This is a genomic window from Pseudoalteromonas sp. 2CM39R (assembly GCF_023161845.1).
The window spans coordinates 644358-666758 of the sequence record NZ_JALNTM010000001.1; the positions used below are offsets into that span (position 1 = coordinate 644358).

Consider the following 22401-nt stretch of genomic DNA (forward strand, 5'->3'; position numbering starts at 1 on the left):
CGCAATGCCTGCTTAACCATCAATCAGTTATTAGGTTTTATAACGGCTTACATTTTGTTCTAACTGCGTTGCCGTGTCTGTTAGTTCATGCATGTATGACGTTGCTACATCGGTATCATTAGCGGTTTTGTTAGCAATATCGACAATGGTCGTCATGTTTTGATTAATCGCTTCAGACACTGACGTTTGCTCTTCAGCGGCTGTGGCAATTTGTGCATTTTGTGATGTGATGGTGTTAACCGAAAGCAGTACTTCATTAAGCGCTTTTTCGACTTCGCCTGCCTCATTAACACTAGTTGCACTGCCAGATTTAATTGACTGCATAATGCTATTTACAGTTGTTGTTCCTTGCTGTACTTGCTCGATCATCGCCTCTATCTCGTGAGTACTATCTTGCGTGCGTTTTGCTAGAGTTCGCACTTCATCAGCTACGACAGCAAAACCACGACCTGCTTCACCTGCTCGGGCAGATTCAATAGCTGCGTTCAGTGCCAGTAGATTTGTTTGCTCGGCAATATTTCTGATCACATCAAGCACACTACCAATTTGACTCGATTGTTGATTAAGCTGATCCACCGCATTAGCCCCTTCATCAACTTGTTTGGCAAGGCCATTAATCACTTTTATGGCAATGAGCAATTGATTGTTAGCTTGCTTAACTAAATGATCGGCATGTTCAGCAGCCGTTGAGGCCTCTTGGGCGCTGCGGGCAACTTCCATTGACGCCGCCGACATTTCGTTTATTGCGGTTGCAACTTGTTCACTTTCTTCATGTTGACGATTAATACCTGCGTGCATATTGGCAAGTAGCTCGTTGAGTTTGTGTGATGCTTGATTCATCGATTGCGATGATTGGCGAATATCAATAACCATCTTACCAACGTCATCGGCAAAGCGGTTAAACGAACTGCCAAGCTTGCCCAGTTCATCGTCCCGTTTCACCATTAAACGTTGGGTTAAATCGCCATCACCTTGTGATATATCGTTCATTGCTAGTACGGTTGTGTGCAAAGGGCTAGTAATACTGCGCGATACTACCACTGCAATCGCTGCGGTAATTGCAACTGCGAATACTGAAGCGATAACGGTGTTTATAAAGGCATTATCGATACCTTCATTAACCCGTTGCTCTGTCACTGCAACTTGTTGCTCAAGGCCACTGATCCAAAAGCCCGTTCCTAGCACCCAGTTCCATTTTGGTACCAAAGCGGCATAACCGAGTTTAGGGTTCACACTGCCATTGGTATTTTTCCAAGAATACTGCACATAACCACCGCCTTTCTTCGCAGCATCAATGAGCTCTCGTATCAGATAAACCCCATTAGGATCTTTAAAATCATATAGGTTTTTACCCTCAAGTGAGGCGTTAACGCCATGGGCAATATTGACACCTTTTACATCATAAACAAATACATAGCCTGTATCGCCAGCATCATCAAAACGCAAATTACGCAAAATGCTTTTTGCTTGGTTTTGCAGCTGTTCAGTATTAGAGCCATCATCTTGTGCGATGAGATGAGCAATCGAACTCATGGCAATTTTTTGATAGTTACTGACTTCTGCTTTTCGGTCGTTTTCCATTTGTGTAGCAAAACTTTCAACGGTTTGCGCACCACTGTGTTTTGACTGCACATAATTGTAGAGTGTCAGCATAATTGCAATGAGTAGGGGGGGAAGTAGGGCTAGAAAGAGTACCCGTTGCTGTATTGATAGCGCCATTTATCGCTCCTAATAAAAATCCGCAGTACTAGTTTAGTACGTTTATAGATTTTTATTAGTCGACTTTATGATTATATCAATTGGCTATAAAAGCAGATCTAGGCGACTTGCTTATAAAAATACACCGTTGCGTCAAATTCACCGGATGAACTTTTCGCAAAACCAGGAATCGTGCCAGCTTCAATATAATCGAGTTTGCGATACAAATATGAAGCAGTGTCACCTTGGCGGGTATCAAGAATTAATAATTGAATACCTAAGATACGGGCGTCGGTTTCTAGGCTATTCATCAATTGTTTTGCAATTCCTTTGCCTTGATGTTCGCTGTGCACCATGAGCTTTTCAACCTCGCCGCGGTGAGTGCCATTGGCTTTAGCGCACAAAGAAAGCTGCACTGAGCCAATCACCGTATCACCATCAAGGGCAAGATAAAGCCTGCGGTAAGGCGTTGCTAAATCCCCATCGACCCCTTGCCAGTAGTCATGTGCTGACTGTAATGATAGCGGGGCAATAAAGCCGATTGACGCGCCACTGGCAACGCTATCAATCAGTAAACTATTGAGTGATTTAGACACTCCTTTAATAGAGTGTACTGCTTTAATTTTCATTATTTATTCTTGTTGAAATGGATACACAGAGCCTAAGTTAAGTAAGCTGGTTAACTCATCAAGTGCCTGGTAGCTTTCGGTTAAAAGCATTGGATCGGCAAAGTCGTCGCTACTTAACGAGTCACGGTAATGCTTATTCGCCCAACTCACTAATTGGTTATATTTTTCTTCGCTGAATCGTACACCCGGATTGACCGCGGCTAGTTCGTCAGTATTGAGCGCAACACGCAAGCGTAAACAAGCAGGCCCACCGCCATTTTGCATGCTTTGGCGCAAGTCAAAAAAGCGCACTTGCTGAACTGGGTTATCTGCCAAAATCATTTCTTGAATGTAATCGTGAACAGCTTGATTACGCTGACATTCTTTAGGTGCAACCAGCATCATGCTGTCATCACTTAAGGTAATTAATTGGCTATTAAATAAATAGCTGCCTACAGCATCTGTTATGCTCACTTTATTGGTTGGCACTTCAATAATATGGAGTGGCTTGTTGCCAAGATAAGCTTGTTTAATTTGTTTTAACGTATCAGCTTGATGCAAAAAGGCTTGTTCGTGGCATAAAAGTACATTGCCATTGGCCACAGCGATTACATCGTTATGAAAGACACCTTGGTCTATTACATCAGGGTTTTGTTGAATAAATAACTGATTTTCTGGCTTTAGCTCATGTAAACGAGCAATTGCTTGCGAAGCTTCAAGAGATTGTCTTGCAGGAAATTTAACGGGTTTTGGTAAGGCGCTATTAAAACTACTTGCACCATAAACAAAGATCTCAAGCCCTGCATCTGCATGGCTGTCGCATAATCTATTATGATTTGCGGCGCCTTCATCACCAAAAAAACCTTGATCAGGTAAGTGCGTATGATGGCTAAAGTAACGCTCATCATTAAACATGGCTTTTAATAATGCTGTAGTTGTAACAGGTTCTAACGAGCGGTGAAATTTGTTATTTAAGTTAGCTGCGGTAAAGTGCATTTTGCCATCAAGCGTATCGACTGAAGGCGAGATAGTGCCAGCATTGGCTGTCCACATAGCCGATGCACTGTAACAAGCTCGCAGTAAAACAGGGTCGGCTTTAAATGCTTTTTCAATAATTTGGCTATCGCTGCCTGTAAAGCCTAAACGCTTTAGCACGTTAATGTCGGGGCGAGCATGAGGTGCAAAAATACCTTGTTCTAGCCCTAACTCGTGCATTGCCTTCATTTTTTCAAGGCCTTGTAGCACGGCCTCTTTAGGGTTTGAATGCGAAGAGGCGTGACTTAGTGAAGCGACATTGCCATACGATAATCCCGCGTAATTGTGAGTAGGCCCCACTAAGCCATCAAAATTTACTTCTACTGCGTGCATACTTAATCCATCATTATTGTGCGTGTATTTTAACCATACAGAAGTTATTTAGCTGAAGCTAGCTAACTCCATTTCTACATTACGTAGACTTTGTTGAAGGCGCTTCTGAGTGGCAATTAAATACGCTTTTTGTTTGTTCTGTTTAACTTGTTGCTGTCGTGCGGCTTTGTATAACACGCGCTTAGGAATGTCGTACTGCTCAGACGCTTCGGTGATTGTTAGTTGATGAACCGAAATTTTTTTAAGTGCTTCAATAAATGCGGGGTCATTATTTAACATAGCGGCGCTCCAAATCAGCCACATTATGCGGATCGTTTGCTTCATGCATATGCCATGTGCTGATGTCTAATCGCCAAAGTAGATAAAGAGTGTGAAAGAAGTTAGTCACGTTAGTCTCCTTGTTAGTGCCAGTTCATACTCACTATTGGAAGATCTGTGCCAAACCTTTATTAAAATTAAATACATTAAAAATCAATTGGTTAATATTCAGTGGTAAGGGCGTCCCTAAAAACAGGCACTAAAATAGTGAAAGGCAAGCGTAGTAATGCACTTTAATGATGCGTGTTATTATTGTTGAGTAAGGAAATAAGCGATGTGAAATCGCTGCTACAAGCTGGAGCCTCGTATCTCGTAACTTGAATCTTAATTTTTGTTTCGCGCACCAAGCAAGCGTGACGCCTACAGGTAGTACCGGCTTTATGCCGCAACATGGTTGAGGTAGGAGGATACGAGAATAAAACGCGATGTGAAATCGCTGCTACATGCTCGCACTTCGCACCTCGCTTCTTTACTCTCGTAACTTGAGTCTTAATTTTTTGTTTCGCGCCAAGCAAGCGTGACGCCTACAGGTAGTACCGGCTTTATGCCGCGACATGGGTGAGGTAGAGGAGATACGAGAACAAAACGCGATGTAAAATCGCTTCTCGCAGCTCGCTCCTTTACTCTCGTATCTCGTTTTTCGTAGCAGCGGCTTTATGCCGCGTCATTGGTGAGGTAGGGGCGATAAGAGAGTAAAACGCGATGTGAAATCGTTGCTACATACTCGCACCTCGCTTCTCGAAACTTTCCCCTCGCACCTCGTACCTCGCACCTCGCTTCTCGAAACTTTACTCTCGCTAACTTTCCCCTCGCACCTCGCACCTCGTATCTCGCAACTCGAAACTAATTCATTCCTCGTCACTCAAACCCCTCCAACACAAGCTTTCCGCGAGCTTTGTGAGACTCTAAAATCCCATGGGCTTTAATAAGGTTTGCTACGGTTATCTTACCTAAATGCTCACCCAATGTTGTTTTGATTGTGCCGTTATCAACTAAGCTAGCAAGCTCTGAAAGAAGCTGATGCTGGGCAATCATATCATCGGTTTGGAACATTGAGCGGGTATACATAAATTCCCAATGCAACGAAATACTTTTACGCTTTAACTTTAAAATATCAAAGCTTGCAGGGTCGTCGATCAGTGCCAATTTACCTTGTGGCTTGATCACTTCCATAATGCTATCAAGATGTTGGTCGGTGTGCGTTAAGCTCACTACGTAATCAAATTCATTCAAGTCGGCCGCAAGACGTTGCTCGTTAAGGTTTTTGCTATGATCAAGCACATGATCAACACCTAAACCTTTAAGCCAGTTGGCGCTTTCTTCTCGTGCAGCGGTACCAACAACCGTTAAATTGGTAAGCTGTTTGGCAAGCTGCACTAAAATTGAGCCTACACCACCTGCGGCACCTATCACTAATACAGAGGCTGGCTTATTGTTTTGAGATTTTTCAATCTGTAAGCGGTCAAACAATAACTCCCATGCCGTAATACTGGTTAATGGCAGGGCGGCTGCTTCACTATTACTCAGGCTTGTTGGTGCAAGACCGACAATGCGTTCATCAACAAGTTGCAGCTCAGCATTACTGCCTTGGCGCGTTAAGTCGCCAGCATAAAACACACGATCACCGACATTAAATAACGATACTTTATCGCCAACAGCTTTAACCGTCCCCACGGCATCCCAGCCAATAACTTTGTAGCCACTGTCTGGCGACACATTAGCGCGAATTTTAGTATCAACAGGGTTAACTGAAATTGCTTCTACGGCGACAAGAATGTCGTGACCTGTCGCAACGGGATCAGGTAATTCAATCGCTTGTAGTGATGAGTCTGATAACGTTGGGGTTGCTGTAGTGTATCCAAATGCTTTCATGATGGTTGGTGTCCGTATTGATGAGTTTTGAACACTATAGCGTATAGAATTATATTAAAAAGGGTTTAGATACCAGCTCGCAATAATACGTAATCATTTTGAGGGAGCAAACCTGTCGCTACCAGCGTTAAAAATTTCTCATTTAGAACAACTAAATAACGAAATTTTTGCCTTGTTATCAACGAGGTTTTCTTGCCTCAAAAAGCCCACTTTATTAAGCAAGCTGGTATTATCCAAATTCACTTTCAAATAATTTTTGTTAATTAAGGTCACTATTTACTAAATCGAGTAATTCAATCAGTTGCAGTGCTTGTTGTTCGTTAATGCTTGGGAAGCGACAACGAATTTGCGACGGTATATCGGCAGCTTGATCTTGCATCGCCTTGCCTTTGGCTTCGAGCTGCACGAGTCGTTTGCGTTTATCTTGGCTATCTTTGATGATCGACAACAATGCTTTATCGCTCATTTTTTTCAAAATTTGCGTCATCGCACCACCATCAATGGCAGTTTTTTCAAGTAATTCAGCAATGCTGATCTGATCTTTTTCCCACAGCGCCATCATTACGACGTATTGCGGGTAGGTTAAATCTAATTGATTGAGAGAATCTCGATACGCACGGGCAATCCCATTCGATGCCATATATAAGCGATGGCATAGCTGGTTATCTAATTTTAGTTGTGGGTATTTCATACTCGATCCTCAAAATTCAATACGAGTATTTTAATTTGCATACAAAGTATTTGCAATCCCGAAAAAGCTGATCTAATATATTTTGCATGCAAAATATATATTCACTCAATTAGGAGAGTAATCATGAAAGAACTACAAAGCGTCGCATACACAGCAAAAGCAACAGCAACAGGTGGCCGTGAAGGCACAGCAAAATCAGATGATGGTCGTTTAGATGTGGCACTATCAACTCCTAAGGGGTTAGGTGGTGATGATGGTCAAGGTACAAACCCTGAGCAATTATTTGCAGCAGGTTACGCGACTTGTTTTATCGGTGCATTAAAGTTAGTGGCTGGCCAAGCAAAAGTTAAATTACCAGCAGATACTCATATTAACTCTGAAGTATCAATTGGTCCTATTGAAGGTGGTTTTGGTATTGCTGTTAAGCTTGCGGTATCGGTAGGTGATCTGGATAAAGACACCGCTCTTGCACTTGTTAATAAAGCGCACGAAGTATGCCCATACTCAAACGCAACGCGCGGTAACATTGCTGTAGAGTTATCAGTGATCTAATCGCTATTTATCAAAATAGGCCGTGCTTTATGCACGGCTTTTTTGTTTTTCAGCAATCGATTTTGCTAAATCACCAGAACCAGTAAGCGCAGATACTAGACCTTCGCGTGGTTCACTAAATTGTATTGGCTTTATCTTGCTTGCTCGGGCTGCATCGAATACCGGCACTTGGCTCATTGCATATTCCGACAATGCGGTAATGGTTAATGATGGGTTTACCCCTAAATTACCCGGTATGATTGAGCCGTCAATAACTCGTAGGTTTTGATAGCCGAACACTTCTCCAGAGCTATCAACTACGCCGTTAGAGGCATCAGTTCCCATGGCGACTCCACTCATTATATGCGCCGTCATTGGGGCACCAAATAGCACTTCAGATAAGGCAGACCCCGGCACGCCACCGAGTTTTTCGGCGTAGAGTTTGGTTGCTTCTTCTGCTTTTGGAAAACTAACGCTAAGCGGCGTGTCATTGTCTTTTTGCACCGCAGTAATGCCGTTTTTAAATAATCGATACCATTTACGTCGCCATTCTAGGTGAATAAACGCCTCGGATTTTTGCATCACCAAAAATAAAATCGAGCTGCGGGCTTTACCTTTTGGCCGTAATACTTTGGCTGTTTTTATTGGATGGCGCAGTGTATTCACTAAGAACTTAGCAATACGCTTGAGGCCTTTTCCAGTCACCATAGGAACGTAAGGTAAATAAAGCCATGTGCCATCGGCGCCTTCTCTAAAGCGGCAAATTTCAATGTTAGTGTCTTTGTCGACCGAAATAAATGAGCTGATCGCAACGCCATCATCAACTTTTTTAGTGGTGTTATTCGCGGTGGTGAGGGTTTCTGAATTAGTGCGAATTTGCTGACCAAGCCAAGCTGAAATATTGGGCAATGTTTTGTCTTTATCGCGCATTTTTAAAAGCAAAGGCACGGTGCCCATGACCCCTGCGCTTAGCACAACGCCTCGTGTTGTTAGCGTATAAATATGGCTATTGCGATGACTGGTATCTTTAATCTTAATTTTGTATCCGGCGCTGCCATCTGCATTGAGCGGGGTGATTTTGATTACTTCAGAGCTTGGCCTTATCTCTACGCCATTGCGCTCAGCAAAGTATAAATAGTTTTTCATTAAGGTGTTTTTGGCATTATGGCGACAACCTATCATGCAGCTACCACAGTAATGGCAGGTATTTCGCCTTGGACCATCGCCATTAAAGTATGGATCGGGTAGCTCTTTGTTATAGGCTTCGCCGGGTTTTGCAAAAAGTACCCCAGTGTTCACGGTTTTGAATGAGTCACCTTGACCCATCTGCTCAGCAATGTCTTTTAGAGTGTGATCGGCAACATTGGTATAGGTATTTTTGGCACTACCTAACATGCGCTGTGCAAGGCCGTAGTAGGGCATTAGGCTGTTTTTCCAGTCTGATTTTATTCGTGTCCACGCTGGAGATTGAAACACTTCATCATCAGGAATAAGGTGCACATTGGCATAAATTTGTGAGCCACCACCCACACCCACACCATGCAGCACAGTAACTTTGCTGGTAAACGAAAATTGAATGCAGCCTTTTAGGCCAATTTCTGGCTGCCACATATAATTTTTGATATCTAGGTTGGTCTTTGGAAACTCCTTATCGTCGCGCCGTAGGCCTTTTTCGAGTACTAAAACCCGGTTGCCTTTTTCGCTTAGGCGAAGCGCACTAACAGAGCCACCAAATCCAGAGCCTATAATAATTTGGTCAAAATCAAATGTGTGTTGCTGCATTATTATCACCTGTTGGTGTTTATTATTATGAATTTAATTTACTTAAAAAGGCTAAAAGCTTATCGGCAAATCTGCCGTAAGGCGGCATTAAAAATTTCACGCTCGAAAACTTGGCTTGATAAAACACCGGACGTAATTTTGAAAAAGTTAAAAAGCCTTCATAGCCATGGTAATGCCCCATACCACTGGCACCTACGCCACCAAAAGGTAAGTCGTGCTGACCGACATGAAAAAGGGCATCATTAACGCTTACACCACCCGACATCACCTGCTCAATATAAAAGTTAATAAGCTGTTTGTTGTAGCTAAACGGGTAAAACGCTAAAGGCCTATCTCGCCCTGCAATATAATCAACGACCTGCTGCGATTCTTGATAGGTTTTTACCATTAAAATAGGGCCAAATGTCTCGCGGGTATCAATGCTCATACTGTCATTGCTGTTTAAAATTAATGTCAGAGGCAGTTTTCGCGTGTTGGCATCTGCCTCTTGGTCGCTAAGCGTAATAACGTCAGCGCCTAGTTGTTTGGCTTCTTCAATACAGGTTGTAAGGCGTTTAAATGCGCGGTCATCAATAATGGCTGTGTAATCTTGGCTATGAATATCTGGCACATGTTTCTTCGCCCAGCGTGTGGCTGTATCGATAAATAGTGCAAGTTGAGACTGATGCACAAATACATAATCAACATTGGTACAAATTTGCCCCGCGTTCATTTGCTTTACATACATGATGCGCTCAACAGCTTTTTGCATCGGGTAATCAGTAGCAATAACAGCAGGAGATTTACCACCTAACTCAAGGGTTACAGGCGTTAGATTTTGCGCTGCTGCAGCCATCACTTTTTTACCGGTTTCACCTGAGCCTGTGAACATCAAATGATCAAAGGGGAGCTTTGAAAAGGCGATGCCTACTTCACTTGTCTCACAGTAAAATTTCAGCTTTTCTGGTTTGAAATAGTGGCCTACAAGCTCACCTAAAAGCGCACTTAAATGCCTAGAGTTTTCAGACATTTTAACCATCGCCTTGTTACCTGCTGCAAATGCAGCAGCTAATTGACTAAAGGCTAAATTTATCGGGAAATTCCACGGCACAATTAACCCCACAACACCAAGCGGCTGGGGAATAACTCGGTTTTTTGCCCCTAAATACATACGATGATCAACATGTCGCTTTTGCACTTTCATCCACTTTTTAAGGTGCTTTAAAGTGCTATTGATATCTGCACAGGCATTAATGATTTCAGCAAGTAAGGTTTCATGGCGAGAGCGATTACCATAGTCTTGATTAATAGCCTCGATAATACGTGCTTGGTTCTCAGTGACCATGGCTTTTAACGCAAGTAAGTGTTCACGTCTTTGCTGGTAGTTTTCAATACCCTCAGCTTTAGCGTGGCTGCGCTGCGCGACTAAGTCGGCCATTAAAATGTTGTCTATGTTTATCGGTTTTGCTGCAATGTTCATCTGTATGTTCTGTTTGTCAGAGTTTGTTCTAGCATAAATAAATCGCTTGCAGTTAATTTGACTTTTTGGGACACTGAAATGACTCTTTAGGACAAAAGGCACACTGCGTGGAAAGTTTAATTCGCTCTTCTAGTTTAGCTGGGTTTGAGAATTTAGTGAGGCAATATGGCGTAAATCCAATTACTTTGTTGGAGAAAGCAGGTATTTTACCCGCACAGTTACGCGACCCAGACAGTTTTGTTGTTTACGCTCATTACCTTGAATTACTTGAACTTGCAGCCCAAGCCTGTGATGAGCCATGTTTTGGCTTAAAGCTTGGCGCATCACAAAGTATGAGTACGGTAGGCTTGATTGGTGCTTACATGTCGCGCCAGCCTACGATTCTTGATGCCCTTAATGTTGCTCAAAAATACATCTACCTGCATGCCGAAGGCATTGTGCTAAACCTTGCCCTGCTTGGGCAAACGAGTTGTGAGGTCCGTTTTGTCCGACTGTCTGACGAAAAACACGAGTTTGAGCAAAAGTCTCAGTTGGCAGTGTGTTTGGTCAATAAAATATTAAAAGAATTAGTTGGCCCGAAATGGCGCGCCGATAAAGTGTGCTTACGGCAATCTGTCGCAGTGAAACAGCGGCCATTATTTAATAAAGTGCTTAATTGCGAGGTTGAGTTTAACAGTGACGTTGATGCGATTTACTTTTCAAGCGCATTTTTATCCTATAAACCCCAGCTCAATGATGCCATTTTAGACACCCTAATAGCCGACCAACTTGAGCTACAACGCCTTAATAAACTCCCCGATGAAATGCTGCAAATAGAAAGTGCGATGAAAATGTTGCTAGCAACCGGTGAGTGTAATAAAGAAAATACCGCGAAAAGTGTAGGGCTACACCCCAAAAAGCTTCAGCGAATATTAACTGAGCATAACACCAGTTATCGGCAATTGTTGGACGAAGTACGAAAGTCAGAGGCAATGCGGCTATTACAACAAAAGCATATCAATATGACCGACTTAGCACTGCGTTTAGGCTATGCGGAGCTGTCGATTTTTAGTCGTCGCTTTAAGTTATGGTTTGGTATGTCACCCACCGAATGGCAGCAAAACTTGGGCTAACTTAACAAAGCGGCTCAATCACAGTAAAACTTCATACTTTTTTTCTAATTGTCCCTGTGTAGTCATGCAAATGGTCTAAACTATTAGTAAACCTACAATAAAAACAGGAAATGTCGATGCGGCAGTTAGCATTAGCGAAAAAGTTATTATGGCTTACGGTAGGCAGTATTTTTATTACTGTGTTTGTTTTATCAAGTGTTTTATGGTGGCAGCTGTCAAGCAGCAACCAGCAGCTAGCTGAGCAATCAGAAAAGCTGATTGTTGCAGAGGTGGAGGATAAGCTCGCTTCAAATGCCGCCGCATATGGTGAACAAGTTGCTGGGTTTATTAACGAAGCGTACCGAGTGCCTTATTCATTTGCCGCAATTTTAGGCGATCATGATGCGGCAGCTACCTTAACCCGAGATGCTGTGGTTGAGTTGAATCGCTCGTTACTACAAAAAAATGATATTCTTTCATCTATCTACTCGCAATTCGAAGCAAATGCGTTTGATGGCCGTGATGCTAACTTTATCAGCGGTTACGACCACTCTGTAGCAGGTGCTGGCACATTAGAAATTTATTTTACGCGCAATCGAGATGGTGCCATTGAACAACAGGTGGTTGACGATGTAGCTGAGAAATATGTCGACACCCTTAATGAATTTGGCCAGCGGGAAGCTGAGTGGTACTTGTGTGTAAAAGACACCAAAGTGCCATGCATTATGGAACCCTACCTATACGAAATCACCCCAGGTTATTCTGAAATGATGACCTCTCTAACTGTGCCCATTCTTCGTGATAACGAATTTATAGGTGTTGCTGGGGTTGATTTAACATTGCCTGTATTTCAAAGCATGACCGAAAAGCTCTCAAAAGAGCTGTATAACGGTAAAGCCCGTGTTACCTTACTAAGTTCACTCGATTTAGTGGTTGGTAGTAGCCATTACAAAGATAAGCTAGGCAGACCGTTAAAAGAGGCGGTGACTAAAAGCATTTTAGACAATTACGTAAAAGCGAAAAAACAAAGTGGTGTATTTAAAGCTGGTGATGAGTATTTAGTTAACTACCCAATTAGCATTAAGCTTGCGAAAACACAGTGGAACTTATTGATTGAAGTACCCGCTGAGCTTGCCCTTGAAGGGCCGCATGCACTGGCAAATAGCATGAGTGAAAATGCCAATACACTAGGCGGTTTAATCTTGGTTACAGGTATTATTATTGCTGGTGCCGCCTTTGTTATCATGACCTTAGTGATCCGTACCATTGTGGCTCCATTACAGCAAATTCAACAACGCGTTGATAACCTTGCCAGTGCTGAAGGTGACCTAACCCAAACCTTGCATGTTGATACCCACGCTGAGCTAATCGCATTGGCAACTGGCTTTAATGCGTTTCTTGCTAAATTACGAGATTTAATTGGTGAGCTTAAAAATGTATCAACGCAAACCAAAGAGCAGGCTCACTTAGCGACCAGTGTTGCTGTTGATACTAAGCACAACGTTCAAGCGCAGTTCCAAGAAATTGAGAGTGTTGTGACCGCCATGAATGAAATGAGCGCAACAGCCCTCGAAGTAGCAAGAGCCTCAGAGCAGTCAGCGCAACAAGCCGATGAAATAAACAGCCTTGTGGTGAGCAGTGAATCGAGCTTGTCGTCTGCGGTTACCCAAGTTAAAACCATGTCAGATGAAATCAAAGAGGCCAATCAAGCGGTTGAAAAAGTTGCGGCTCGCAGTAACGACATTACACAAATTTTAGATGTGATTAGAACAATTGCAGAGCAAACAAACTTACTTGCACTGAATGCGGCAATTGAAGCAGCAAGGGCCGGTGAACAAGGCCGTGGCTTTGCGGTGGTGGCTGATGAAGTAAGGGCACTTGCTTCAAAAACACGTTCATCAACCGATGACATCAGCGGCCTAATCGACAGCTTACAGCTTGAAGTAGGTAACGCGTCTAAGGTTATTGAACAAGGAGTTGTGCGTGCACAAACCGCGGTAGATGAAACCTCCGTTGCATTTGATGCATTACACGAAGTTGTCGTCAAAGTGGATGAAATCACGCAGCAAATTACCCACATTGCAACGGCTGCAGAAGAGCAAAGCTCAGTCACAGAAGAGATAAACCGCAACCTGACATTAATTTCAGATGCGGCATCGCAACTAGCTGAGCTATCTACCCAAGCCGGAGATGGTAGCCAAACCCTCAATGCACTCGTTGCACAACAAGATGATGAGTTGAATAAGTTGAAGACGAAGTAGTTTTAAGGTGCTAGGTGGCAGCTGCTAGGCGCTAGGAGCTAGGAGCTAGGAGCTAGATACAAGGTTCGAGGTTCGAGAAAAACGCGATGTAAAATCGCTGCTACATGCTCGTGCCTCGCACCTCGTTTCTCGTATCTTTACTCTCGTAACTCGTAACTCGTACCTTATACCTTGTTTCGCGCGCCAAGCCTACAGGTAGCAGCGGCTTTATGCCGCGACAAAGGGTAAAAATATCGTTATGCGATGAAGTAATCGAATCTGAAATCGATTAAGGGTAGTTATACATCGCTCGTAATTGTTAGATATTTATTTTTACCAAAAGTAACGTAATAAATGGGTAAAAATAGACCCGATAGTAAGTTTCTGCTCATAGTGTTCGAAACAGTTACTTTATTTGATTGAATATCTTTGACAGAAAGTTTAGGGCTAGAGCACCAATCAATGGAGAACCAGATAAATTCAGCGTCATCAGGTATTGTGTAGTTGGCTAAAGAGTTGGGTTTGACTTTGCCTATTTTTTTAGAGTCGGCCCATAAAGTGTAATCTCTAATTTTATCATGATATTGTTTTGGTCTGTTTACTTCAATTTCCATTTGAACCTCACAAGGATAGTAATTCCATTAAACTTAACGGGCTTATAGCTCGTTTTCTTCTATAGTCAGTGTATTTTTATCAGAGCCGTTAATTAATTACTAGTCGTATAGTCCAAGGAATCTTAGGCTCATTCTCGCACCTCGCACCTCGCATCTCGTAGGAATGACTTTAGTCATGAATAATTAACCTCCACACAAAAGTTAAGCCCTTGGACGTAGGCGTGAAACTTGTTTCGCGCGCCAAGCCTACAGGTAGCAGCGGCTTTATGCCGCGACAAAGGGTAAAAACACCGTGATGTAATGGTTTGCTTTCACTATTGCTCTATGATTCGCTTCAGAAAACTTCGCTTTAATTTACATTCATTGAATAAGCTGGTAGTTAACTTAAAACCTAGTTTAGCTTCTTGCTTATTTGCACCCGTAAAAGTTAAAGAGTCATTGACACTACCCATCCCACCAAATGCTGCTAGTGAATGATATATACTCTTTTGAGGTTTACCCATATAGAGTAACCCTAACGATTTTTGAAAATAATTAGCCCAATGCTCTTCATTATATTTCCGAAGTAATTTTATGAGATTTTCTAAATTATCTTGATAATCGACATAATTAGATTTCATGAAAGTACTCGTCATTCGAAACATCTCGCTAATAATATTAGGCCTTGTTAGAGATAAGCAGAATTATCTTGGTTGCCCACTTTTCTAAAAGATTGCTAGGTGCAAAAGATAGGAAAAGACCAAACAGAGGAAATAGCGAAGTGAAAATTACTGCTCCAACTTTTGCTGTAAAATCCTTTGTTGGCACACCATTTATTTCAATGGCTGCATTTGGGTCTTGCGCAGCCTGAATAAAAAAGAAGACTAAAATACTCCCAATAATAATTAGCATAGCCCCAGCAAGGCGGCTTAACCCAACGACAACATCTACTTGTTTCTTTAATTCTTCATCCATAACCATCTTAATTAGAACATTTTTATAGCTATTTAAAGCTCTTTATTAATTGCCTATTTTTATCAGAGCCGTTAATTAATTACTAGTCGTATAGTGAAAGGAATCTTAGGCTCATGATCGCACCTCGCACCTCGCACCTCGCACCTCGCACCTCGCACCTCGCACCTCGCACCTCGCACCTCGCACCTCGCACCTCGCATCTCGCATCTCGCACCTCGCATCTCGTAGGAATGACTTTAGTCATGAATAATTAACCACCACACAAAAGTTAAACCCTTGGACGTAGGCGTGAAACTTGTTTCGCGCGCCAAGCCTACATGTAGCAGCGGCTTTATGCCGCTTTATTTTTGGGGTAAGGGAGATGTGTGATAAAACGCGATGTAAAATCGCTGCTACATGCTCGCACCTCGCACCTCGCTTCTCGTAACTTTACTCTCGTAACTTTACTCTCGTAACTTTACTCTCGTAACTTTACTCTCGCATCTCGTTTCTCGTAACTTTACTCTCGTAACTAGCAACTCGTAACTCATTCTAACTACATTGCGCCTGGTTACGTCCTCGATTTTTGGCTTGATACAACGCTTTGTCGGCACGTTTTAACATTGATTCTATATGCTGATCGCTTGCTTGTAAGGTGCTTACGCCAATACTCACGGTGAATTTAACGTGTTTGTTGTCGGCGATGATGTCTTGTTGTTCGATATCGGCTCTGATCTTTTCTGCGATAGCAAAGGCTGTGTGGTTATTTGCCATAGGTACAAACAAGACAAATTCTTCACCACCAATGCGTCCCGCAATATCTGATGCTTTGCTATGTTGGATGAGCTTATGTGCGGTGGTTCGTATTACTTCATCGCCAGTAGCGTGGCCAAACTTGTCGTTTATAGCTTTAAATTGGTCTAAGTCTAACAGTAATAAGGAGCAGGTACCTTGCGCGTCATGATATTTTGCAAACTGCTGATTAACCTTTTCGAAGAAACCACGGCGATTATAAAGTTGTGTTAAATGATCTGTCACAGATAAGGCTAATGCTTCATGCTTAGCACGTTCTAGTTCATATGTTCGTTCTTCTACTTTTTGTTCGAGCATGGTGGTCAGCTTTTGTTGCTCTTTCTTGCGCTGAATAAACACAGCTTGAATAAGCAATACCGCTGAAAGAGTAAATAAAAAGAAAAACTGCATGGTCACTTCTGCTGTTTTAGGATGATGATAATAAAAATACCCCCAGCCTTGATTACTTCCGACCCAAGCTGCAAAAAACACCAGCATATTCATGCAGCTGGTTGCAGTTGGTGATAACCGCGTAGCTGCATAAAGCAGCGGAAACAACAGTAATGCAGGTTGCAAAAATGGTAATGTCATAGCTGTGTATGCGGGGCCAAAAATAAAATAACACAACAAAACCACGGTCAAAGTTAGCAACAGAAGTTTAGAGAACTCACTAGGCGTGACCGGGTGCGGCCAATTTCGCCATAAAAAGTAAAGGGCAGGGGTGAATACAATCGCCGCTAAGGCATTGCTAATGCTCCAATTTAATATGCCAACATAGAAGCCATTAAACCACTCGATATCAACTAGTGAGTATATGCCCACACCGAAAAGCGCAGAAATCACGCCAATCGCTATGCAAGCAACAATAAACACTCTGGCTAAACTTGTGACGCTTGTCAGCAGTGTGTGTTGTTTAAGTTTTCGGTTAATTAGCCAAAATGCAGTTAAAGCAGCGAGTGTATTACCTGTGGTTGTCGCGGCATTTATTGCTATGTGTTTAAAAGTGAATGGATTTAAGTCGCTAAGATAAAAGTAACAAAGCACAACTAAACAGGTGCCTGATGCAACGCCCAACCAGGCTTTACGACCAAATAACATCAAGCCTGCTAATGCGACTCCTGCTGGTGGCCATACCGCCAGTGTTTTTAACACTTGCATAGTAAACAAGCCAAACAGCAGATAAACAGAGCAAACAATGATATTAAATTGCCAAGGCTTGAGCTGTGTGTTCATACATCCCTTTATGTGCTTATGTAAGAAAGCCACCGTTCGGCGAGTTAGCATTAATTAAACTACTAATAAATTAGTATATTAGTAGTTGGAGAATAGGCAAATTCGATTAATCTAAAAGTAGTTTTTATCTTATTGTTTGCTATTCATACAATTTATTAGACTAATAGTTAATGTGCTCAAAAAACAACCCGAAGCTTATTCTTTAAAAGAGTTCACTATCAGTAAGTATATAAATATCAATGCGTTAAGGTTATTTTTTGATGTTCTCAACTTATTAAAAACACCTATTTTATAAATTCATACCCGACCATTTGCCTAATCGTGTTTTGTATCTGGCTGCTTTACCCTAACTGCATAATAAAAACTCACACAATTTTTCAAGATAGGCAGTAGGAGAACCCATGAATACGAGGCAGCAATCAGCGTCAAAAACGCTTGCTGAACAAGGATCGGATACTCATACCGACCAGCAAAGCTATCAAGCACTTCATAAACCAAGTAGTGAATTTTCGAGTCGTGACGAATACCTTGAACACGAATTACAAATTATGCAGCCTAAGCGCTGGCGTCCTAACTTACCATTTCGTGATTATCGGTTTGAATTAGAAGACTCTATCCCTGCTATGGCAGGGACCATAGGCAAAGTGGTCATGGTGGGCGCAATTGCTGCAACGTTTGCAGCGCCACTAGGCTTAGGTGAAGGCTTTATTCTAGAAAACGTGCGCTATGAGCTGTTAATTGTATCGATCTTCATTTTATTATTTTCGGGCTTCTTTCTACCAACAGCAAACTTAGCGGGTACGCATGGGCCGCTTATTCCTTTGATCCCGATAGTGGTTGCTGCGGGTGGCCACCCAATGGCCTTTGGTTTACTGATAGGGGCGTTTGGTCTGTTACTGGCACTTAGTAAAGGCGGAAGTTTACTGGCGGGGTTAACCAGCCGAGGCGTGTGTGGAGGTTTACTGCTCTACCTTGGTTTTATTGGCACGATTTCGCAGGTTAAAAAGCTGTTTGCATGGGCTGAGGGTATTGATATGACCCATATTGCTTTCATTGTGATTTTGTCGACTATCGTGTTGTATGCCTTACTTGAGCATTACAAGAAACGTTGGTTAGCCGTGCCATTAAGCTGTTTACTTGGCGGTTTAATTGCATTTTTACTGGGAGCGCCGTTTGAGTTTAAGACCGCCCCGGGTTTACCAAATATGAACCCAATGTATTGGTGGGGTGAAAACACTGGTTGGATGCTGGGTTTACCGACCCTAGAGAGCTTTGTTGTGGTATTGCCATTCGCGGTGCTTGCGGTTGCTATGTGGTCACCTGACTTTTTAGGGCATCAAGTATTCCAAAAAATTAGTTACCCAGAACGCACAGAAAAAGTACAAATGAATATTGACGATACCATGTTCAGTGCTTCAATCCGCCAAACGTTTGGTTCTTTGTTAGGCGGCTCTAACTTTACCTCTTCATGGGGAACCTACATCGTGCCAGCAGCCATCGCTAAACGCCCAATTCCGGCAGGTGCGGTATTAACGGCGTTATTTTGTATTATTGCCAGTATTTGGGGTTACCCAATGGATTTAGCCATTTGGCAACCCGTGCTATGTGTAGCTTTGATAGTTGGTGTGTTTATCCCACTTCTCGAAGCTGGCATGGAAATGACCCGTGAAGGTAAAACCACGCAATCGGCTGCAATTGTGGTGTTTTCATCGACTTTAGTGAATCCTGCATTTGGCTGGTCATTAACTATGTTGCTCGACAATCTGGGCTTAATTGGTTGTAAAGAGCGAAGCTCTGAGCTGTCTCCAATGAGCCGTTGGATCATTCCATTAGTGATGTTTGTTATCTTAACAAGCGTGATGGCAATAGTAGGGATGCTGCCAGGTATTCCAGCATTAATGGCTGACTTTAGGCATTGATAAAAAAGGGTAAGGTGATAAGCGCCTTACCCTTTTTTAAAGCTTTTATTTAAACTTAACTGTTTTTTCGCTGCGGGTGTAAGTTCGGGTATCGGGTTTTGTCCACTGGCCTTTTTTAAGGTAAGAGGTCGACACCACAAAGCTGTTGTCTTTAAACTCGCTTGTCGATTTGACCTTAGTGATCCCTTCTTTATTACCCGTTACATTTTCATAAGCAACAAACTGAGTAGGGCTAAGTACATTCATAGTGCCTTGAGTATAAAACCCTGCCGTAGTGAAGTAATAAAACACCAAAGACTGCTTTTTATTGTCCCAAAAAATCATCGACTCACCACCATATTCACCTTCATTGATTGAGTGAATGGTTTTTATCGCCGTGCCATTGAGCGCGCGTTGCCAGGTGCTCACATCTTGCACCGCAGGTTTACCTGCTGCGACATTAAAGTTTGACTGCCACGTGCCTAAGTAAGGCTCAAACACTTTTAGCTTGTCATCAAGTTGTTGCTCTGCTGCCATAACAGAAAGCGAACATAGACAGATTGATAGTAAAAGTGATTTTAGGTATGCCATAATAGCGCCCCGATAAAATTAATTTGTTTTGCAGAGTATAGGTGATAGTTCATTGATTAAGAAAACATTAATTACATTTTCATTGTTGTTCTTAGCGCTGCTATGGTTGGTATCGTGGCAACTTAATATTACCTACTTTATTGCAGGCACTTACAGCGTAGCGAGCTTAATAAGCTTTTTGGTATATGGCTGGGATAAACGTTTAGCGATGCAACATGGCGAGCATGTGATAAGAGTACCTGAGCGTACACTGCATATTTTAGGGTTAATCGGCGGCTGGCCAGGTTCATTAATTGCACAGCAATGGTTAAGACACAAATCTAAAAAACGCAGTTTTATTGCCGTACTTTGGTTAACAATTATTGTTAATTGCAGTGCACTGTTTTCACTGTATTATTTGCAGTTAATTTAAGAGCACAAACAGTCGTGTATTAATCTCTTTCTAACAGCACTGCGCCGCTGTGCTCTTCACCTAAATAATCGTCTTTGTTGTAGATAGGGCATTTGGCCATTGATAAACAGCCGCAGCCAATGCAACCGTTAACACGCTCGCGCAATCGCTGCATGTATTGAATTCGTTCATCTAATTGCGTTTGCCAGACTTTAGAAAGGGCTGCCCAATCTTGTTTAGTGGGTGTGCGCTGCTCAGGTAAAGTACTTAACGTTTGTTTAATGTCTTCAAGAGTTATGCCCATAGTCTGCGCAGCTTTTATAACGGCAATTCGGCGCAATACATCGGGTTTATAGCGGCGCTGATTACCGTTATTACGCCAGCTGCGAATAAGTCCTTTAGACTCATAAAAATGCAAGGTTGAAACTTTTACGCCACTGCGTTTTGCCACAAAGCCAACCGCTAGGTTTGCATCAATAAGTTTCTTTTCTGATCCAGCCATAATTTGCTCCAAGGTGTTGACCTAAAGTTAGCTTGAGGTTTTACGCTGCGCACATCATAAAAAAGGAGTGATAGTCATGCAACAAAAACCAATAACAAATACGGTAATTATTTATTCAAGTGCGCGAAAACAAGGTAATACGAGTTTACAAGTTAATGATTATAAAGCGCAATATGGCGGCGATGTAGTATGTCTAGATGACTATGTTATCTCGCCTTATTGCTACGATAAACAATATAAAAATGATGACTTTTATGCGGTATTTGAAGCGCTGTTGAATTATCAACACTGGGTGCTTGCATCGCCTGTGTATTGGTATAACACCACACCGCAGTTTAAAGCATTTTTAGACCGGATCACTGATTACATGGATGATGAAACACTCAGGCCAAAACTGAGAACACTGCGTGAAAAACAGTTTTCATTGCTCTCAAATGCAGGATCTGCTCACGCACCTAACGCGTTTATCGAGATGTTTAAAAACACCTTTAATTACTTAGGCATGACCTTTAAAGCGCACCAACATATTGATGCTAGTTAAACGTGTTTAAACAAGGTAGGCTAGAGTAAAAAACAGCAGGAACTTTTATGAAATCAACACTGTTAGGTTTATCTTTAGCCTTATTATCTTCATTTAGTCATGCAGAGCAAGCTGAGCCTGCTATCAAAGGTTTTGGTTTTTATTATGATGTGCCAAACCATGCACCAATCTCTGATCAAACGGTTTTTAAAGTGGCATTTGATGTAGCTGATGCGGCAGAAAAAGGGGCGCAGAATAACAAAATGAACTCATTAGCACGGTTCATTAATATGCATATAGCTCATGGTGTGAAGCCAGAGAACATTCAACTTGCTTTAGTTGTGCATGGTGGCGCAAGTGTTGATGTACTGGAAAACAGTTTTTATAAACAGCGCTTTGACAGTGACAATAAAAATCAGCAATTGATCTCACAATTGTTGGCACATAACACCGTTGTGTATGTGTGTGGGCAGTCTGCAACGCACATGAAGGTAAAACAGCAACAGCTTATTCCAGGTGTGCAAATGGCGTTATCGGCAATGACCGCGCATGCACAGTTGCAGCAGCAAGGTTACACATTGAATCCATTCTAATGAATATCTTATGTTTCGGTGATTCAAACACTTATGGTATTTCGCCCGTCGATGGTAAGCGCTTTGCTGCCGATGAGCGTTGGCCTAGTTTACTGGGTATTAAATTAGGTGCCGGCTACCAAGTTATTGAAGCTGGCCAGCCTAATCGTACACTGGTGAACGACCCGCCTTTTAGTGGTGACAAACTGGGCATTAAATACTTAGAGCCCTACTTAGCGGCTTATCATTTAGATGTAATTGTTATTCAGCTCGGCACGAATGATTTAAAGCGCCGTTTTGCACTGTCGGCTGCTGATGTTGCCAATGCCCTAGAAGCACTTATTTTAGATATAAAAAACTACTATCTGCACCGCTTATTGCCCAAAATAATGATACTAAGCCCGCCAGCCGTGTATGAGGTAGGCTCCTATCAATCTATTTATGCTGGAGCGGCTGCAAAGTCTAGCGAGCTAGTTGAGGCTTTTTCTGAAGTGTGTGTGAAACAGCAAACTCTGTTTTTGGATATCACAGCAATCGCTCCGCCTTGCCAGCGAGAAGGTGTGCATTTAACTCTTGAATCGCACAAGTTTATAGCACAGCACTTACATTGCTTAATTGAAAAACAAAAAAGCCACAGGTTATAAAACACTGTGGCTTGGGTATTGATTGCAAAACAACCAAGGGATTTAGGAGAATC

At 42.3% G+C, this 22401-nt stretch carries 22 protein-coding genes; 8 read left to right on the forward strand and 14 right to left on the reverse strand.

From position 1 onward, the window contains the following. Positions 1 to 30 precede the first annotated feature (30 nt). The 6 genes from MTF66_RS02935 to MTF66_RS02960 form a co-directional block, all read right to left on the reverse strand. Entirely contained in the window at positions 31 to 1719 is a 1689-nt protein-coding gene (locus MTF66_RS02935) for a methyl-accepting chemotaxis protein (RefSeq protein WP_248526320.1), read from the reverse strand. 98 nt (positions 1720 to 1817) lie between these two features. Further along, complete coding sequence (locus tag MTF66_RS02940) at positions 1818 to 2327, reverse strand: GNAT family N-acetyltransferase (protein ID WP_248526321.1); 510 nt, start codon at positions 2325 to 2327, stop codon at positions 1818 to 1820. Between the two features lie 3 nt (positions 2328 to 2330). After that, positions 2331 to 3674 carry an N-succinylarginine dihydrolase gene (astB, locus tag MTF66_RS02945; protein ID WP_248526322.1) on the reverse strand — a complete coding sequence of 448 codons (1344 nt, stop codon included), beginning with the start codon at positions 3672 to 3674 and terminating at the stop codon, positions 2331 to 2333. 48 nt (positions 3675 to 3722) lie between these two features. Continuing rightward, the gene (locus MTF66_RS02950) at positions 3723 to 3953 is read right to left on the reverse strand and encodes a helix-turn-helix domain-containing protein (protein WP_054562555.1); all 231 of its coding nucleotides are present in this window, start codon (positions 3951 to 3953) and stop codon (positions 3723 to 3725) included. Between the two features lie 897 nt (positions 3954 to 4850). After that, positions 4851 to 5864, reverse strand: a complete 1014-nt coding sequence (locus MTF66_RS02955) for a zinc-binding alcohol dehydrogenase family protein (protein ID WP_248526323.1) — start codon at positions 5862 to 5864, stop codon at positions 4851 to 4853. Between the two features lie 259 nt (positions 5865 to 6123). Then, positions 6124 to 6555, reverse strand: coding sequence for a MarR family winged helix-turn-helix transcriptional regulator (locus tag MTF66_RS02960; protein ID WP_058584648.1), 432 nt, complete (start codon positions 6553 to 6555; stop codon positions 6124 to 6126). A gap of 123 nt (positions 6556 to 6678) precedes the next feature. On the opposite strand from MTF66_RS02960, the gene MTF66_RS02965 reads away from it, so the two are divergent. Continuing rightward, entirely contained in the window at positions 6679 to 7107 is a 429-nt protein-coding gene (locus MTF66_RS02965; protein WP_248526324.1) for an organic hydroperoxide resistance protein, read from the forward strand. A gap of 27 nt (positions 7108 to 7134) precedes the next feature. Here MTF66_RS02965 and MTF66_RS02970 read toward each other — a convergent pair whose 3' ends face one another. Further along, complete coding sequence (locus tag MTF66_RS02970) at positions 7135 to 8868, reverse strand: GMC family oxidoreductase (protein WP_248526325.1); 1734 nt, start codon at positions 8866 to 8868, stop codon at positions 7135 to 7137. 25 nt (positions 8869 to 8893) lie between these two features. After that, a complete protein-coding gene (locus tag MTF66_RS02975; protein WP_248526326.1) occupies positions 8894 to 10327 on the reverse strand; it encodes a coniferyl aldehyde dehydrogenase in 1434 nt (477 codons plus the stop codon). Between the two features lie 107 nt (positions 10328 to 10434). Here MTF66_RS02975 and MTF66_RS38580 point away from each other — a divergent pair, with 107 nt between their 5' ends. Together MTF66_RS38580 and MTF66_RS02985 are read left to right on the forward strand one after the other, a co-directional pair. After that, positions 10435 to 11439 (forward strand): AraC family transcriptional regulator, encoded by a 1005-nt coding sequence (locus MTF66_RS38580; protein ID WP_248526327.1) that lies wholly within the window; start codon positions 10435 to 10437, stop codon positions 11437 to 11439. A gap of 116 nt (positions 11440 to 11555) precedes the next feature. Next, complete coding sequence (locus tag MTF66_RS02985; RefSeq protein ID WP_248526328.1) at positions 11556 to 13679, forward strand: methyl-accepting chemotaxis protein; 2124 nt, start codon at positions 11556 to 11558, stop codon at positions 13677 to 13679. Between the two features lie 278 nt (positions 13680 to 13957). On the opposite strand, the gene MTF66_RS02990 is transcribed toward MTF66_RS02985, so the two are convergent. The 4 genes from MTF66_RS02990 to MTF66_RS03005 all read right to left on the reverse strand — a co-directional run bounded on the left by MTF66_RS02990 (position 13958) and on the right by MTF66_RS03005 (position 17230). Continuing rightward, positions 13958 to 14272, reverse strand: coding sequence for a hypothetical protein (locus MTF66_RS02990; protein WP_062565816.1), 315 nt, complete (start codon positions 14270 to 14272; stop codon positions 13958 to 13960). 314 nt (positions 14273 to 14586) lie between these two features. Then, positions 14587 to 14892: a hypothetical protein gene (locus MTF66_RS02995; protein WP_248526329.1), complete on the reverse strand. Its 306-nt coding sequence runs from the start codon at positions 14890 to 14892 to the stop codon at positions 14587 to 14589. 37 nt (positions 14893 to 14929) lie between these two features. Then, complete coding sequence (locus MTF66_RS03000) at positions 14930 to 15226, reverse strand: hypothetical protein (protein ID WP_248526330.1); 297 nt, start codon at positions 15224 to 15226, stop codon at positions 14930 to 14932. A gap of 531 nt (positions 15227 to 15757) precedes the next feature. Next, the gene (locus tag MTF66_RS03005) at positions 15758 to 17230 is read right to left on the reverse strand and encodes a diguanylate cyclase (RefSeq protein WP_248526331.1); all 1473 of its coding nucleotides are present in this window, start codon (positions 17228 to 17230) and stop codon (positions 15758 to 15760) included. Between the two features lie 401 nt (positions 17231 to 17631). Between MTF66_RS03005 and MTF66_RS03010 the strand changes: the two genes are divergently transcribed. Beyond that, on the forward strand, positions 17632 to 19149 hold the full coding sequence (locus tag MTF66_RS03010; RefSeq protein WP_248526332.1) for a DUF3360 family protein: 1518 nt from the start codon (positions 17632 to 17634) through the stop codon (positions 19147 to 19149). Between the two features lie 45 nt (positions 19150 to 19194). On the opposite strand, the gene MTF66_RS03015 is transcribed toward MTF66_RS03010, so the two are convergent. Next, positions 19195 to 19719 carry a hypothetical protein gene (locus MTF66_RS03015; RefSeq protein ID WP_248526333.1) on the reverse strand — a complete coding sequence of 175 codons (525 nt, stop codon included), beginning with the start codon at positions 19717 to 19719 and terminating at the stop codon, positions 19195 to 19197. A 52-nt stretch (positions 19720 to 19771) separates the two neighbouring features. On the opposite strand from MTF66_RS03015, the gene MTF66_RS03020 reads away from it, so the two are divergent. After that, on the forward strand, positions 19772 to 20131 hold the full coding sequence (locus MTF66_RS03020) for a DUF1294 domain-containing protein (RefSeq protein WP_248526334.1): 360 nt from the start codon (positions 19772 to 19774) through the stop codon (positions 20129 to 20131). Positions 20132 to 20150: 19 nt separating this feature from the next. Here MTF66_RS03020 and soxR read toward each other — a convergent pair whose 3' ends face one another. Beyond that, the gene (gene soxR / locus MTF66_RS03025) at positions 20151 to 20612 is read right to left on the reverse strand and encodes a redox-sensitive transcriptional activator SoxR (protein WP_058584655.1); all 462 of its coding nucleotides are present in this window, start codon (positions 20610 to 20612) and stop codon (positions 20151 to 20153) included. Between the two features lie 76 nt (positions 20613 to 20688). On the opposite strand from soxR, the gene MTF66_RS03030 reads away from it, so the two are divergent. The 3 genes from MTF66_RS03030 to MTF66_RS03040 are packed head-to-tail and all read left to right on the forward strand — an operon-like array spanning position 20689 to position 22348. Beyond that, a complete protein-coding gene (locus MTF66_RS03030) occupies positions 20689 to 21153 on the forward strand; it encodes a flavodoxin family protein (RefSeq protein WP_058584656.1) in 465 nt (154 codons plus the stop codon). A 47-nt stretch (positions 21154 to 21200) separates the two neighbouring features. Further along, a complete protein-coding gene (locus tag MTF66_RS03035) occupies positions 21201 to 21725 on the forward strand; it encodes a DsrE family protein (RefSeq protein WP_138624998.1) in 525 nt (174 codons plus the stop codon). After that, positions 21725 to 22348, forward strand: a complete 624-nt coding sequence (locus tag MTF66_RS03040) for a GDSL-type esterase/lipase family protein (protein WP_248526335.1) — start codon at positions 21725 to 21727, stop codon at positions 22346 to 22348. Before MTF66_RS03035 ends, MTF66_RS03040 begins: the two co-directional genes overlap by 1 nt. Positions 22349 to 22401 lie beyond the last annotated feature (53 nt).

Coding starts and splice junctions, on each gene's coding strand:
- MTF66_RS02935 (WP_248526320.1), bottom strand. CDS start 1,719: ATGGCGCTATCAATACAGCAACGGGTACTCTTTCTAGCCCTACTTCCC.
- MTF66_RS02940 (WP_248526321.1), bottom strand. CDS start 2,327: ATGAAAATTAAAGCAGTACACTCTATTAAAGGAGTGTCTAAATCACTC.
- astB (WP_248526322.1), bottom strand. CDS start 3,674: ATGCACGCAGTAGAAGTAAATTTTGATGGCTTAGTGGGGCCTACTCAC.
- MTF66_RS02950 (WP_054562555.1), bottom strand. CDS start 3,953: ATGTTAAATAATGACCCCGCATTTATTGAAGCACTTAAAAAAATTTCG.
- MTF66_RS02955 (WP_248526323.1), bottom strand. CDS start 5,864: ATGAAAGCATTTGGATACACTACAGCAACCCCAACGTTATCAGACTCA.
- MTF66_RS02960 (WP_058584648.1), bottom strand. CDS start 6,555: ATGAAATACCCACAACTAAAATTAGATAACCAGCTATGCCATCGCTTA.
- MTF66_RS02965 (WP_248526324.1), top strand. CDS start 6,679: ATGAAAGAACTACAAAGCGTCGCATACACAGCAAAAGCAACAGCAACA.
- MTF66_RS02970 (WP_248526325.1), bottom strand. CDS start 8,868: ATGCAGCAACACACATTTGATTTTGACCAAATTATTATAGGCTCTGGA.
- MTF66_RS02975 (WP_248526326.1), bottom strand. CDS start 10,327: ATGAACATTGCAGCAAAACCGATAAACATAGACAACATTTTAATGGCC.
- MTF66_RS02985 (WP_248526328.1), top strand. CDS start 11,556: ATGCGGCAGTTAGCATTAGCGAAAAAGTTATTATGGCTTACGGTAGGC.
- MTF66_RS02990 (WP_062565816.1), bottom strand. CDS start 14,272: ATGGAAATTGAAGTAAACAGACCAAAACAATATCATGATAAAATTAGA.
- MTF66_RS02995 (WP_248526329.1), bottom strand. CDS start 14,892: ATGAAATCTAATTATGTCGATTATCAAGATAATTTAGAAAATCTCATA.
- MTF66_RS03000 (WP_248526330.1), bottom strand. CDS start 15,226: ATGGATGAAGAATTAAAGAAACAAGTAGATGTTGTCGTTGGGTTAAGC.
- MTF66_RS03005 (WP_248526331.1), bottom strand. CDS start 17,230: ATGAACACACAGCTCAAGCCTTGGCAATTTAATATCATTGTTTGCTCT.
- MTF66_RS03010 (WP_248526332.1), top strand. CDS start 17,632: ATGAATACGAGGCAGCAATCAGCGTCAAAAACGCTTGCTGAACAAGGA.
- MTF66_RS03015 (WP_248526333.1), bottom strand. CDS start 19,719: ATGGCATACCTAAAATCACTTTTACTATCAATCTGTCTATGTTCGCTT.
- soxR (WP_058584655.1), bottom strand. CDS start 20,612: ATGGCTGGATCAGAAAAGAAACTTATTGATGCAAACCTAGCGGTTGGC.
- MTF66_RS03030 (WP_058584656.1), top strand. CDS start 20,689: ATGCAACAAAAACCAATAACAAATACGGTAATTATTTATTCAAGTGCG.
- MTF66_RS03035 (WP_138624998.1), top strand. CDS start 21,201: ATGAAATCAACACTGTTAGGTTTATCTTTAGCCTTATTATCTTCATTT.
- MTF66_RS03040 (WP_248526335.1), top strand. CDS start 21,725: ATGAATATCTTATGTTTCGGTGATTCAAACACTTATGGTATTTCGCCC.